This is a genomic window from Bradyrhizobium sp. WSM2254, from assembly GCF_000472645.1.
In the GTDB taxonomy this organism is placed as follows: Bacteria; Pseudomonadota; Alphaproteobacteria; order Rhizobiales; family Xanthobacteraceae; genus Bradyrhizobium; species Bradyrhizobium niftali.
In genome coordinates, this window is the sequence record NZ_AXAB01000017.1 from 94,711 (window position 1) to 108,755 (window position 14,045).

Sequence of the window (14,045 nt, forward strand, 5' to 3'; positions counted from 1 at the left end):
AGTCGATATGAAATGCAGGGCAGATTTGACGACGATGCGAACCTCAATGGTCCGCGCCCTGTCGTTTTCGGCCGCTCTCGCGCTGGTGCTCAACCCGGCGCTGACCCCCGTGGTCGCCGCCGACTACCGCCCCGTGGCGCCGGTCGCGGCCGACGGCCAGATGAACGCGCGCTTCCTCTCCCTCGGCGTCGGCAAGTCCATCGTGATCGACCTTCCGCGCGACATCAAGGATGTGCTGGTCGCCGATCCCAAGATCGCCAACGCGGTGGTCCGCTCGTCGCAGCGCGCCTACATCATCGGCGCCACGGTCGGCCAGACCAACATCGTGTTCTTCGATTCCGCCGGTCAGCAGATCGCGGCCTATGACATCGCGGTCAAGCGCGACCTCAACGGCGTGCGGGCGGCGCTGAAGCAAATCCTGCCCAATTCCGATATCCAGATCGACGGCCTCGGCGAAGGCGTCGTGCTGACCGGCACGGCGGCGAACCCGATGGAAGCGCAGCAGGCCAACGATCTCGCCGCGCGCCTCGCCGGCGGCGCCGACAAGGTCGTGAACTCGATCGTGGTCCGCGGCCGCGACCAGGTCATGCTCAAGGTGACGGTCGCCGAAGTCGCGCGCAACATCGTCAAGCAGCTCGGCATCGACCTCACCGCCAACCTGAACTACGGCACGTCCGTGGTGAGCTTCACCAACTCCAACCCGTTCACCGCTCTTGGCAAGAATCTGGTGGACGGCAACAGCCTGACCACGAAGTTCGGCGCGACGCCGTCGGTGCAGGCCACCCTGCGCGCGATGGAGACCGCCGGCGTGATCCGGACGCTGGCCGAGCCGAACCTGACCGCGATCTCCGGCGAGTCGGCGACCTTCATCGCCGGCGGCGAATTCCCGGTACCGGCGGGCTACGCGTGCGATCCCACGACGCATGTCTGTACCACCCAGATCAGCTTCAAGAAGTTCGGCATCTCGCTCAACTTCACGCCCGTGGTGCTGACCGAGGGCAAGATCAGCCTGCGGGTGATGACCGAGGTTTCGGAACTGTCGAACGAGAATGCGATCACGCTGTCGCAGGCCGTGACCTTGTCGACGGTGAACTCGCTCACCGTGCCTTCGATCAAGACCCGCCGGGCGGAGACGTCGCTGGAGATTCCCTCGGGCGGTGCGATGGCGATGGCCGGCCTGATCCAGCAGCAGACCAAGCAGGCGGTCAGCGGGCTGCCGGGCATGATGCAGCTGCCGATCCTCGGCGCGCTGTTCCGCAGCCGCGACTTCGTCAACAACGCGACCGAGCTGGTCGTGATCGTGACGCCTTATATCGTTCGCGCCGTGGCGCAGAAGGACCTGTCGCGGCCAGATGACGGCTTCTCCGCGCCTGCCGATCCGCAGGTCGAGCTGCTCGGCAACATCAACCGCATCTACGGCGTGCCTGGCCGGACCGAACCGGCCCGGAACTACCGTGGCACCTACGGCTTCATCACCGACTAAGCGAAACGGGGACTTCGTTATGACCACAAGACCACCCCAGATTCGCAGAGGCGCCATCGGCTTCGGTGGCGCGCTCGTCGGCATTGCGCTTGCGCTCGGCGGCTGCCAGCACGACGAAGCGGTCACCGCCTCCATTCCCGATAGCTACAAGCAGCGTCATCCGATCGCGATCGAGGAGCAGAACCGTTCGATCGTCGTCTTCGTCGGCCACGCCCGCGGCGGGTTGACCGCGGCCCAGCGCGCCGACGTGATGGGTCTGGCATCGGCCTGGCTGCATGAAGGCACCGGCGCCATCCATATCGACGTGCCGTCCGGGACGCCCAACGCGCGTCCGGTCGCCGAGTCGATGCGTGAGATCCAGGCGATGCTGGCGGCGGCGGGCGTTCCGCCACGCGGCATCATCGCCCGCCCCTACCAGCCGGAAGACAAGCGCTTCCTGCCGCCGATCCGGCTGACCTATTCCAAGATCGCCGCGGTCGCGGGCCCCTGCGGGCTGTGGCCGGAGGACATCGGCCCCTCGATCAAGAACAAGAGCTGGTTCGAGAACAAGGAATACTACAATTACGGTTGCGCCTATCAGCGCAACCTCGCAGCCATGGTCGACAATCCGTCGGACCTCGAGCAGCCGCGGCCGGAGACTCCCTCCTATACGATACGGCGCACCGCTGCGTTCGAGAAGTATCGCAAGGGAGTACCGACGGCGGTCGCCTATCCTGAGGCCGACAAGGCCAAACTCAGCGACACCGGCAGATGATCAGCTACGCCAGGCAACCACACGAAGAGCAGCCGGAAGCAGCTTCGCCACCGGTCGAGGAGCATATTGCGCCTGCGCCGCGCGTCTCGGTCCAGGCTTTCTGCGAGACCGTGGAAACTGCTGCCGCGGTACAGTCGGCCGGCGAGGATCGCCGTCTCGGCAAGGCCCACCTGAAGATCCAGATGGGCGGCATGGCGGCTGCGGTCGAAGCCTACCGCTCGGCGCCCACGCCGAACGTGATCGTGCTCGAGAGCGACGGCCGCAACGACCTCCTGGGCGGGCTCGACCAGCTCGCCACCGTCTGCGACGCCGGCACCCGTGTGGTCGTGATCGGCCGCATCAACGACGTCATGCTCTATCGCGAGCTGGTGCGCCGCGGCGTCAGCGACTACGTGCTCGCGCCGGTTGGCGCGATCGACGTCGTGCGCTCGATCTGCAACCTGTTCTCCGCGCCGGAAGCAAAGGCGGTCGGCCGCATCATCGCCGTGGTCGGCGCCAAGGGCGGCGTCGGCGCGTCCACCATCTCCCATAACGTCGCCTGGGCGATCGCGCGCGACCTCGCGATGGACGCGGTCGTCGCCGATCTCGACCTCGCCTTCGGCACCGCCGGGCTCGACTATAACCAGGACCCGCCGCAGGGCATTGCGGACGCCGTGTTCTCGCCCGATCGCGTCGATACCGCCTTCATCGACCGCCTGCTGTCGAAATGCACCGACCACCTCAGCCTGCTGGCGGCGCCGGCGACGCTCGACCGGGTCTATGATTTCGGCACCGATGCCTTCGATGCCGTATTCGACACGCTGCGCTCCACCATGCCCTGCATCGTGCTCGACATCCCGCACCAATGGTCGGGCTGGACCAAGCGCGCTCTGATCGGGGCCGATGACATCCTGATCGTGGCGGCGCCCGACCTTGCCAATCTGCGCAATGCCAAGAACCTGTTCGACCTGTTGAAAGCCGCGCGCCCCAACGACCGGCCGCCGCTCTACTGCCTGAACCAGGTCGGAGTGCCGAAACGTCCCGAAATCGCCGCTGCCGAGTTCGCCAAGGCGATCGAGAGCCAGCCGGTCGTCTCGATCCCGTTCGAGCCGCAGATCTTCGGCTCGGCAGCCAACAACGGCCAGATGATCGCGGAGATCTCCGCCAACCACAAGTCGATCGAGATGTTCCTCCAGATCGCCCAGCGCCTGACCGGCCGCAGCGAAACGAAGAAACAAAAATCGTCCCTGCTTTCACCCCTGATTGAGAAGTTGCGGGGAAAATAAGCCGCCGCATGGAGTCGTTAAGTGTTTGGTAAGCGTAGCGGAACAGACACCGACCTTCGGGCCCCAAAGCCCGGCGCCGTGTCGCCAGAGCCTGCCCCGGCTCCGGCGCCGACGGTGTCGCGCGCGCCGCCCCCGCCGGTCGTCGCCTCGCCGCCGCTTGCCCCGGCGAGGCCTGCGCCGGCCATGGAAACCCGCCGCTCGGACAATTACTACGAGGTCAAGGCGACCATCTTCGGCGCGCTCATCGAGGCCATCGACCTCGCCCAGCTCGCCAAGCTCGACTCGGAGTCGGCCCGCGAGGAAATCCGCGACATCGTCAACGAGATCATCGCGATCAAGAACATCGTGATGTCGATCGCCGAGCAGGAAGAGCTGCTCGACGACATCTGCAACGACGTTCTGGGCTACGGTCCGCTCGAGCCGCTGCTGTCGCGCGACGACATCGCGGATATCATGGTCAACGGCGCCAACACCGTCTACATCGAAGTCGCCGGCAAGATCCAGCGCACGGGCATCCGCTTCCGCGACAACCAGCAGCTCCTCAACATCTGTCAGCGCATCGTCAGCCAGGTCGGCCGGCGTGTCGACGAATCCTCGCCGATCTGCGACGCGCGTCTCGCCGACGGCTCCCGCGTCAACGCCATCGTGCCGCCGCTGTCGATCGACGGGCCCACACTCACCATCCGCAAATTCAAGAAGGACAAGCTGACGCTGGATCAGCTCGTCAAGTTCGGCGCAATCTCGCCGGAGGGTGCGGAAATCCTCCAGATCATCGGCCGCGTCCGCTGCAACGTGCTGATCTCCGGCGGTACCGGCTCGGGCAAGACCACTCTGCTCAACTGCCTGACCAATTATATCGAGCACGACGAGCGCGTAATCACGTGCGAGGACGCGGCCGAGCTCCAGCTCCAGCAGCCCCATGTGGTGCGGCTGGAAACCCGTCCGCCCAACATCGAGGGCGAAGGCCAGGTCACCATGCGCGAGCTGGTGCGCAACTGCCTGCGTATGCGCCCCGAACGCATCATCGTCGGCGAAGTCCGTGGCCCCGAAGCATTCGACCTGCTTCAGGCCATGAACACCGGCCATGACGGCTCGATGGGCACGCTGCACGCCAACAACCCGCGCGAGGCGCTGTCGCGCTGCGAATCCATGATCACGATGGGCGGCTTCTCGCTGCCGTCGCGGACCATCCGCGAGATGATCTGCGCCTCGATCGACGTCATCGTCCAGGCCGCGCGCCTGCGCGACGGTTCGCGCCGCATCACCCACATCACCGAGGTGATGGGCATGGAAGGCGACACCATCATCACCCAGGACATCTTCCTCTACGACATGGTCGGCGAGGACGCCAACGGCAAGATCATCGGGCGGCATCGCTCGACCGGCATCGGCCGTCCGAAGTTCTGGGAACGCGCTCGCTATTACGGCGAGGAGAAGCGCCTTGGCGCCGCGCTCGACGCGGCCGAAGTGGCGCAGCAGACGTGAGCAGGTCAGCGCCGCCATGAACATGCAGGTCCTCGCCCTCGCCTTCCTCGCCACCGCCGCTGTCGGCGGCATCGCCTGGGTCTTCCTCTATCCGTTGATATCCGGGGAGCGGAAGGCGGAAAGCCGCCGCGCCTCGATCGCGCGCGCCGACGCGCCCATGGCCAAGCAGACCGAGAAGAGCCAGCGCTCGCGCCGTGAACAGGTCGAGACTTCGCTGAAGGATCTCGAGGCCCGACGTCAGCAGGAGAAGAGCGTTCCGCTCAGCGTCCGCCTGTCGCAGGCGGGGCTGGACTGGACGCCGCAGAAATTCTGGATCGCGTCCGCCGTCGTGGCGGGCGTGCTGTTCGCGGTTGCCATGTTCGTCGGTGGCGGCCTGCTCGGCGCCGCCGGCCTCGCCTTCGCCGGCGGCTTCGGCCTGCCGCGCTGGGCACTCAGCTTCCTGAAGAAGCGCCGCGAAAACAAATTCCTGGCGGCGCTGCCCGACGCCGTCGACGTGATCGTCCGCGGCATCAAGGCGGGCCTGCCACTGTTCGAATCGATCAAGGTGGTCGCCGCCGATTCGCCCGAGCCGCTGCGCAGCGAGTTCCTGGCCATCATCGAGACACAGGCGATCGGCATGCCGCTCGGCGAAGCCTGCTCGCGCCTCTACGATCGCATGCCGCTGCCGGAAGCGAATTTCTTCGGCATCGTGATCTCGATCCAGCAGAAGTCGGGCGGCAACCTCTCCGAAGCGCTGGGCAACCTCTCCAAGGTGCTGCGCGACCGCAAGAAGATGAGGGAAAAGATCCAGGCGATGTCGATGGAGGCCAAGGCCTCGGCCGGCATCATCGGCTCGCTGCCGCCGATCGTGATGTTCCTCGTCTATCTCACGACACCGCACTACATCTCCCTGCTGTGGACCCATCCTACCGGCCAGCTCATGCTGGTCGCCTGCGTCGTCTGGATGTCGATCGGCATCATGGTGATGAAGAAGATGATCAACTTCGATTTCTGACGGTGGCGTATGGTCGAATTTCTCGTTTCGAAACTGCATGACGTCCGCTTCATGACCATGCTGCTGGCGGCCATCGCCGCCAGCGCCACCGTCTATACGCTGGTGATGCCCCTGTTCGCAGGCGAGGGCCTCTCCAAGCGCATGAAGGCGGTGGCGAGCGAGCGCGAACGGATCCGGCAGCGCGAGCGCGAGCGCCTCAACAAGAGCGAGAAGGTCTCGCTGCGCCAGACGCCGAAGCAGCTCGTCTCCAAGGTCGTCGAGGATTTCAACCTCACCAAATGGCTCGCGCAGGAGGCGGCCCGCGACAAGCTCATCATGGCCGGCTACCGCGGTCAGGCGCCGTACATCACCTTCCTGTTTGCGCGCATGGTCGCTCCGCTCACCCTGTTCGTGGGCTCGGTCCTGTACGTGTTCCTGATCGCGCATATGGACAAACCGACGCCGGTCAAGATCGGCATCTGCGTCGGCGCCGCCTATCTCGGGCTTCAGGCCCCGATGCTGTTCCTCAGGAACGCGATCTCCAAGCGCCAGCTCTCGATCAAGCGCGCCTTTCCCGACGCGCTCGACCTGTTGCTGATCTGCATCGAATCCGGCATGTCGGTCGAAATGGCGTTCCGGAAAGTCGCCACCGAGATCGTCGGCCAGTCGATCGCGCTGTCGGAAGAGTTCACGCTGACCACCGCCGAGCTGTCCTATTTGCAGGACCGCAAGGTCGCCTATGAGAACCTGGCGCGACGCACCGGGCTCGAGGGCGTCAAGTCGGTGTGTCTGGCGCTTCAGCAGGCGGAACGTTACGGCACTCCGCTCGGACATTCCCTGCGCGTCATGGCGCAGGAAAACCGCGACATGCGCATGAACGAGGCCGAGAAGAAGGCCGCCGCGCTGCCGCCGAAGCTGACGGTGCCGATGATCCTGTTCTTCCTGCCGGTGCTGTTCGTCGTCATTCTCGGGCCGACCGGCATCAAGATCTCCGAGATGCAATAACGCAAGACGTGGCCGCACGCGGTTCGCGCGAGCGGCTTCAGGATGAGACGATCAGGTCGGATCAGTCGGGCCGGGTGAGCGCGGCGACCGGAGTCCGCTTCGGCGTACCGCGCGGGGCGTCGTTGCGGCTCAGCATTTCCTTCAGATAGGCGACATTGGCCGCGGCCTGTTCCGGCGGCAGGTCCGCCTTCACGATGGTTTCGGCTTCGGCAAAGCGGCCCTGGAGACCGACGACCAGGCCAAGATTCTGCCGCACCCGCGCGCTCGCGCGCGGCGAGGCGTGGGCCTGCCGCAACGCCTCCTCGGCCTTCGGCAGGTCCTTCGACAACATGTAGGACAGGCCGACATTGGAGAGCACGCCGGGATCGCCCGGCGCGATCTTCAGCGCACTCGCATAGTAGGAGCGCGCCTCCTCGTGACGGCCCATCTGATCGAGCGCCGTGCCCTGCACCGAGAGCAGGCGCCAGTCCGGATTGTCGGGAGAATGCGCCTTCGACAGCACGTCGAAGGCCTGCTGGAAATTGCCGTTGTCGGCGAGTGCACGGCCGTACTGGGCGAGCAGCGGCTTGTTGCCGGGATTGGCGATGGTCGCCTGCTCGAGGACGGCGGCGGCCTGGGCGCGCTGGCCGTTGGCGCGCAAGGCCTGGCCATAGCCGAGCGCGGCCTCGGCATCCTTGGGATTGGCACGATAACGCTCGCCATAGACTTCGGCGGCGCGCGCGGGATCGCTGGGAGGGGCCTCCGCGCGCGACCCGATCGAGCCGGTGACGTCGGAGAGCTTTGACATTGCCGTGCAGCCGCCGAGGCTCATGGCCACCACCGCGACGAGCGAGGCAGATGCGAGAAGCCGGGCAGGACTGAACTGTTGACGCATGACGCTTTGACTCTCGCGCGGATGGATCGAGCCGAACGCGCCAGCAATAGACTGTTAACCCTAATGGCCGGTTAACGCCGGGGTGCCTCCTCACGGGGGCGTCTGCGGCGGCACCTCTCCGCCGAGACCTAGGTCGAGGCCGAGCGCCTTCACCTGCTCGTTCAGGTCCCGCAGCAATTGCAGCCTTTCCTGCGCCTCGACGTCGACGTCCGTGCGCGGCATCCCGGGCCATTCGCGCCGGAGGTCGTCGCGATTGACCAGACGCTTCGCCCGGAGCTCGTCAAGCCGAAGCGGATCGATGCCGAGCACGCCGGCGGATTGCCCGATCAGCCGGCACAGCAGCACGGTCACCGCGGCAACCGCATCGGCCTCATGCTTGCGCGCGAACCTCGAGAACTTGCCGTCGAGATCGGCCCAGACATGGGAGGTGACGAGATAGGCGTGGAGCGCATTCGCCCAGTCCGGCTCGCCGCATGCATAGAATGCGCGGCGTATCAGGAGGCGGCGAGCCAATGCGGCGACCTGATCCCGCTTCAGCGTCGCGATTGAAGCGATCTCGATTGCCGACTGGACGGCCGGGTCGCGGGAATAATCCCGCCGTGCCGGCAACCAGATGATGCCGCCCGGCAGATTCGAGTCGAGCAGGCGGAAGCCGCCATCGTTGCGCGGCCGCGAATAGCGCGCGATCGCAAATCCATGTTCGGAGTTGCCTGCATCGGACATTGGACCGAAATGGACGATGTTGAAGCCGGCATCGTCGCCGCCCTGCCCGGTCGAGGACGGACAGGACAGTACGTAGATCGTGCGCCAGAACGCTTCATCGCCCCTGCTCCGCGTCGCACGCGGATCCGGAATCGAGTAGCGGGTCAGCCCCTCGACATGCCGGTGACCGTGCAGGACCAGATCGACGTTAAGCGAGGTGGCCGCTTCGAGGAAGGTCGCGGGCGCGGCGAGATACATCAGCGGTTCATCGGGGGTGCCGAGAAAGCGCTTGCCTTCGCCGGTCGCCTGCGGCAGCGGGTGATGGTGCAGCGCCAGCACCCGCACGAGGTTGTCCGCCGGCTCGGCGTAATCGGCGCGTCCAGCCGATCCAAGGCTGCCCGCAAGCTCGACGCTCAGCCGGGCGGAATCCGCAACCATGGCGTGGTAGATGCCTTGGTCGATATTGCCGCTCGCAAGCGTCGTGAGGCTGGCGCGGTTGGAATCCAGCAGCACCAGATCGAGGCCGGCGTGGCGGTAATAGACGCTCTTCGAGGTCCGCGGCAGATGCAGGTAGTCATAGACGTCGTGGCGGCCCGCGCGCTGGCTCGGACGCTTGGCGTCGTGATTGCCGGCAATCGCCTGGATGTCGGTGAACACACGGCTCCGCCGGAAGGACGCGATGACGGCGAGCGCTTCGTCGAGCGCGCGCGGCGTCGGGTCGTCCACGAGATCGCCTGTGATCAGCAGGATGCGATCGGGAACGTCCGCGAAGGCCGCCATCCTCTCGCGCAGAGCGGCACTCAGTGTCTCGATCGTCGCAAGCAGCCGCCCTGACCCGTCCAGATGCAGGTCGGAAATCTGCGCAATAACGAACGATCTATCCATCTTGCGCCGCTCGTTGCGGATGCTGCGCCGCCCAATACGATGAGAGAAATTCCTGCGACGAACGGGTTCAGGCCGGTCTCGGCCCGGGCGAGGACAAACCCCGGGGCAAGTATCAACCGCGTGCCACTGCGTTCCTGCACTCGATGCGTTCAGAGTCGAGCGGCGCAATCTGAAATATTCTCCGATAATGCCACAACCACAGCGCTAGTAAAGCCCTGCGGCCGTGCGCGCGTGAACGGCAGTTCTCTGCACGGATGGATACGAGATCTGCCCGTCGCCGGTTTCGTTTCACCGGATCAATATTCGATGGCAAGCCGCTTGCGGATTTCGTCGACGCGCTTGTCGAGCGCATCGAAGCGCGCGTGTACGGAGCGGTCGTGGAGATAGAAGACGTAGCCGCCGGCAAGAAACGCGAAGATCCAATGATGATGCTCGACATAGCTGAAGATCGCCTCGACGGCCTGGCCGATGAATGTGACCATGCTCCACACGACGTCCATTGCATTTCCTCCCGGCAGGCTTCGCCTTCGGCCGCCGGCGATCCGTTTGCATCTGGCGGCCGTTGCCGGAACCTAGCATGGGCCCCGTGCTGCGAGTAGCGGCTCGCTCAACGGTGACGGCAAAGCCGATTGCGGCCACGGCAAAACTCTGCGAAGTCTCCTTCATCCGCATAACCAGCCTGATCTGACGACCCGGACCCGCCAATGCCTTCTGTCTTCGAGACGTCGCCGACCGCCATCCCGATCACCTTCGTCACCAAGTCGAGCTGGGATCAGGTCGCCGAGACGCTGCCGCCGGCGCAACGCCAGTTCGCAACGGCGAGCGCCTTCACCGCCAAGCCGGGCGGCTATCTCGCCCTGCCCGCCCCCGACGGTGCGATCGCGCAGGTGCTGTTCGGCCTCGAGGACGAGGGCGCAAGATCCCGCGACCCGTTCCGGCCGGGCGCCCTGCCCGGCCTGCTGCCGCCGGGCACCTATCGCTTTGCCAATGCACCGCACGATGCGCGGCTCGCCGCACTCGCCTTCGCGCTCGGCTGCTACCGCTTCGCCCGCTACCGCAAGGCGGATAGACCCGATGTCCGCCTGGTGCCGCCTGACGGCGTCGACACCGTCGAGATCGACCGCATGGCGGATGCCGCGATGCTGGCGCGCGACCTCATCAACACGCCGTCCAACGACATGGGGCCGGAGGAGCTCGCTGCAGCCGCGCAGGAGCTCGCCAGCGAATTCGGCGCGACCTTTGCCTGCACCATCGGCGAGGATCTGAGGACAGATTTTCCCCTGATCCACGCCGTCGGCATGGCCTCGGACCGCGCGCCGCGGCTGATCGACATCGGCTGGGGCGATCCCGCCCATCCCAAGGTGACGCTGGTCGGCAAGGGCGTGTGCTTCGACACCGGCGGGCTCGACCTGAAGCCCTCGAGCGGCATGCTGATCATGAAGAAGGACATGGGTGGCGCGGCCAACGTTCTGGCGCTCGCGCGCATGGTGATGGACGCGAAGCTGAAGGTCCGGCTGCGCGTGCTGATTCCGGCGGTCGAGAATGCGGTCGCTGGCAATGCCTTCCGCCCGCTCGACATTTTTACATCGCGCAAGGGCATCACGGTCGAGATCGGCAACACGGACGCCGAAGGCCGGCTCGTGCTCGCCGATGCGCTGGCGCTCGCCGACGAGGAGAAGCCCGACCTGCTGATCGATCTCGGCACGCTGACGGGAGCTGCACGCGTCGCGCTGGGGCCGGATTTACCGCCCTTTTACACCAATGATGAGACGCTTGCCGCAGACGTCGCGCGCTGCGCCGTCAAGGAGAACGATCCGTTGTGGCGCATGCCGCTGTGGCCGCCCTACGATGCGTGGCTGGACTCCAAGACCGCCACCATCACCAACGCCCCGTCGGGCGGCTTTGCCGGCTCGATTACCTGTGCGCTGTTCCTGCAACGCTTCGTCGAGCAGGCCAAGAGCTGGCTGCATGTCGACATCTATGGCTGGACGCCGTCGGCGAAGCCGGCGCGCCCCGAAGGCGGCGAGTGCCAGGCCGCGCGCGCCATCTACACATTGCTGAGCGAGCGCTATGCATGATCCAGGACACGATCCAAGGCTGACACCGGCGCGGGCCGACCTCGCCGCCAAATATCTCGAAGGCAAGGTGCAGGCGGAGCGCTTCGTCACCGGCGAGGAATTCGAGGTGACGGAGGCGATTGCAGCGGTGCGCGAGCAGCCGTCCCCGGGCGCGATGCTGATGACGGAGGCGCTGCGCGGCGAGCGCGTCACGGTCTACGATCGCAATGGCGAGGGCTGGGCCTGGGGCCAGCTTGGCGGTGACGGTTATGTCGGCTGGCTTCCCGATGCGGCGCTGATGAAGCCGACGGCCGCCCCGACGCACAGGGTCAGCGCGCTCAGGACGTTTGCGTTCCCCGGCCCCTCGATCAAGCTGCCACCAGCCGGCACGCTCGTGATGGGATCGAAGCTGGCGGTGGCCCGCGAGGACGGCAGCTTCGCGGTGACGCGTGACGGATCCTATCTGCCGAAGGCGCATCTCGCCCCACTCGATCATCGCGAGCCGGACTTCGTCGCAGTGGCCGAACGCTTCGTCGGCACGCCCTATCTCTGGGGCGGCAAGAGCAGCCTCGGCATCGACTGCTCGGGTCTCGTGCAGGTCTCGCTGACGGCGGCCGGCACCGGCTGCCCGCGCGACAGCGACATGCAGCAGGCCGGCCTTGGCCGCGCCCTGGAGGCGCATGAACAAAGCAAGCTGCAACGCGGCGATCTGATCTTCTGGAAGGGCCATGTCGCCATCGTGCGCGACGGCGGCACCATGGTTCACGCCAACGCGCATCATATGGCGACGGTGATCGAGCCGATCGAACCGGCGATTGCGCGGATCAAGCAGGCCGGCAGCGAGGTCGTCGCGATCAAGCGGCTCTGATTATTCCAGTCATTCCGGGGCACGCGCCACGCGCGCCCCGGAATGACAGCAGTTCCTACGTCGCCACCGATCCATTCCCAGCCGTCTCCAGCCGGAACGCCGCCGCGAACAGTGCGCGCGTGTAGTCGCTCTTCGGGTTCTTGAACAGCTCGGCCGCCTGCCCCTCCTCGACCACCTTGCCGCCGCGCATCACGATGAGATGGCTGGCAAGCGAGGCGACGACGCGCAAATCGTGAGAGATGAACATGTAGGTGAGATCGCGCTTGCGCTGCAGCTCGCGCAACAGATCGACCATCTGCGCCTGGAACAGCATGTCGAGCGCGCTGGTCGGCTCGTCCAGCACGACGAAATCCGGTTCCAGCACCACCGCGCGCGCGATGCTGATGCGCTGGCGCTGGCCGCCGGAGAACTCATGCGGGTAGCGGTAGCGGGTGTCGGGCTTCAGCCCGACGTCCTCGAGCGCCTTGACGACGCGCGCCTCTCGCTCCTCGCGCGACAGTTTCGGCTGATGCACGGAGAGGCCTTCGGCGATGATGTCGGCGACCGACATGCGCGGGCTGAGCGAGCCGAACGGATCCTGGAACACGATCTGCATGTCGCGCCGGAACGGCCGCATCTCCTTGAAGCGCAGGCCCTGGATGTCTTTCCCCAGGAACACGATGCGCCCGTTCGAGGAGATCAGCCGCAGCAGCGCCAGCCCCAGCGTGGTCTTGCCCGAGCCGGATTCGCCGACGACGCCGAGCGTCTCGCCCTTGCGGACGGCGAGGCTGACGCCGTCGACCGCCTTGATGTGGCCGACCGTCTTGCGCATCAAGCCACGTTTGATCGGAAACCACACTTTCAGGTCGTCGGCCGACATCACCACCGGCGCACCCGGCTGCGGCGGCGCGGGATCGGGCTTCGGCTCGGCCGCGAGCAGGTCGCGCGTATAGGGGTGCTTCGGCGTCTTGAACACCTGCTCGACCGGTCCCTGCTCGACGATCTCGCCGCTCTTCATGACGCAGACGTGGTCGGCGATGCGGCGCACGATGCCGAGATCATGGGTGATGAAGAGCAGGCTCATGCCGAGCCGCGCGCGGATCTCGGCAAGCAGCGCCAGGATCTGCGCCTGCACGGTGACGTCGAGCGCCGTGGTCGGCTCGTCCGCGATCAGCAGGTCGGGCTCGTTGGCGAGCGCCATCGCGATCATCACGCGCTGACGCTGGCCTCCGGAGAGCTGGTGCGGATAGCTGTTGAGGCGCGTCTCCGGATCGGGGATGCCGACCTGGGTCAGCAGCTCCAGCGTCCGCTTGCGCGCCAGTGCGTTGCTGGTCGGATTGTGCAACTGGATGATTTCGCCGATCTGCGCCTCGATCGTGTGCAGCGGGTTGAGCGAGGTCATCGGCTCCTGGAAGATGATGGAGATGTCGCTGCCGCGGACCTCCCGCATCTGCTGCTCGGACTGGTCGATCAGCTCCTGTCCCTTGAAGCGGATGCTTCCCGAGGGGTGCGAGGCGTTCGGATAGGGCAGCAGCTTCAGGATCGAGAGCGCGCTGACGGACTTGCCGGAGCCGGATTCGCCGACCAGCGCCAGGCATTCGCCGCGCTTGATCTGGAACGAGACCTTGTCGACCGCGAGTGTCGTGGCACCACCCTGGTGGAAGGCCACCGAAAGGTCGCGTACGGCAAGCAGGGGCTGGTTGATCGCGTCCATT

General features: G+C 66.0%; 12 protein-coding genes. 8 read left to right on the forward strand and 4 right to left on the reverse strand.

Translation table 11 applies throughout. The features are described from left to right. Nucleotides 1-7 precede the first annotated feature (7 nt). The 6 genes from A3M7_RS0112475 to A3M7_RS0112500 are packed head-to-tail and all read left to right on the forward strand — an operon-like array spanning nt 8 to nt 6,965. Nucleotides 8-1,483, forward strand: coding sequence for a type II and III secretion system protein family protein (locus tag A3M7_RS0112475; protein ID WP_027544256.1), 1,476 nt, complete (start codon nt 8-10; stop codon nt 1,481-1,483). A gap of 19 nt (nt 1,484-1,502) precedes the next feature. Beyond that, nucleotides 1,503-2,237 (forward strand): CpaD family pilus assembly protein, encoded by a 735-nt coding sequence (locus A3M7_RS0112480; RefSeq protein ID WP_027544257.1) that lies wholly within the window; start codon nt 1,503-1,505, stop codon nt 2,235-2,237. Continuing rightward, entirely contained in the window at nt 2,234-3,502 is a 1,269-nt protein-coding gene (locus tag A3M7_RS0112485; RefSeq protein ID WP_027544258.1) for an AAA family ATPase, read from the forward strand. The genes A3M7_RS0112480 and A3M7_RS0112485 overlap by 4 nt, the downstream gene beginning before the upstream one ends. A gap of 21 nt (nt 3,503-3,523) precedes the next feature. Continuing rightward, nucleotides 3,524-4,987, forward strand: a complete 1,464-nt coding sequence (locus A3M7_RS0112490; RefSeq protein WP_027544259.1) for a CpaF family protein — start codon at nt 3,524-3,526, stop codon at nt 4,985-4,987. A gap of 16 nt (nt 4,988-5,003) precedes the next feature. Then, nucleotides 5,004-5,981, forward strand: coding sequence for a type II secretion system F family protein (locus tag A3M7_RS0112495; RefSeq protein WP_027544260.1), 978 nt, complete (start codon nt 5,004-5,006; stop codon nt 5,979-5,981). A 9-nt stretch (nt 5,982-5,990) separates the two neighbouring features. Then, nucleotides 5,991-6,965, forward strand: coding sequence for a type II secretion system F family protein (locus A3M7_RS0112500; RefSeq protein WP_027544261.1), 975 nt, complete (start codon nt 5,991-5,993; stop codon nt 6,963-6,965). Between the two features lie 61 nt (nt 6,966-7,026). Here A3M7_RS0112500 and A3M7_RS0112505 read toward each other — a convergent pair whose 3' ends face one another. From A3M7_RS0112505 to A3M7_RS0112515, 3 genes are all read right to left on the reverse strand, one after another. Next, nucleotides 7,027-7,839 carry a tetratricopeptide repeat protein gene (locus tag A3M7_RS0112505; RefSeq protein ID WP_027544262.1) on the reverse strand — a complete coding sequence of 271 codons (813 nt, stop codon included), beginning with the start codon at nt 7,837-7,839 and terminating at the stop codon, nt 7,027-7,029. Between the two features lie 90 nt (nt 7,840-7,929). Next, complete coding sequence (locus A3M7_RS0112510) at nt 7,930-9,426, reverse strand: metallophosphoesterase (RefSeq protein WP_027544263.1); 1,497 nt, start codon at nt 9,424-9,426, stop codon at nt 7,930-7,932. A 296-nt stretch (nt 9,427-9,722) separates the two neighbouring features. Then, nucleotides 9,723-9,926: a hypothetical protein gene (locus A3M7_RS0112515; RefSeq protein WP_027544264.1), complete on the reverse strand. Its 204-nt coding sequence runs from the start codon at nt 9,924-9,926 to the stop codon at nt 9,723-9,725. 204 nt (nt 9,927-10,130) lie between these two features. Between A3M7_RS0112515 and A3M7_RS0112520 the strand changes: the two genes are divergently transcribed. After that, nucleotides 10,131-11,504, forward strand: a complete 1,374-nt coding sequence (locus A3M7_RS0112520) for a M17 family metallopeptidase (RefSeq protein ID WP_027544265.1) — start codon at nt 10,131-10,133, stop codon at nt 11,502-11,504. Next, nucleotides 11,497-12,351, forward strand: a complete 855-nt coding sequence (locus A3M7_RS0112525; RefSeq protein WP_027544266.1) for a C40 family peptidase — start codon at nt 11,497-11,499, stop codon at nt 12,349-12,351. Before A3M7_RS0112520 ends, A3M7_RS0112525 begins: the two co-directional genes overlap by 8 nt. A gap of 55 nt (nt 12,352-12,406) precedes the next feature. On the opposite strand, the gene A3M7_RS0112530 is transcribed toward A3M7_RS0112525, so the two are convergent. Beyond that, nucleotides 12,407-14,044 (reverse strand): ABC transporter ATP-binding protein, encoded by a 1,638-nt coding sequence (locus tag A3M7_RS0112530; protein ID WP_027544267.1) that lies wholly within the window; start codon nt 14,042-14,044, stop codon nt 12,407-12,409. Nucleotide 14,045 lies beyond the last annotated feature (1 nt).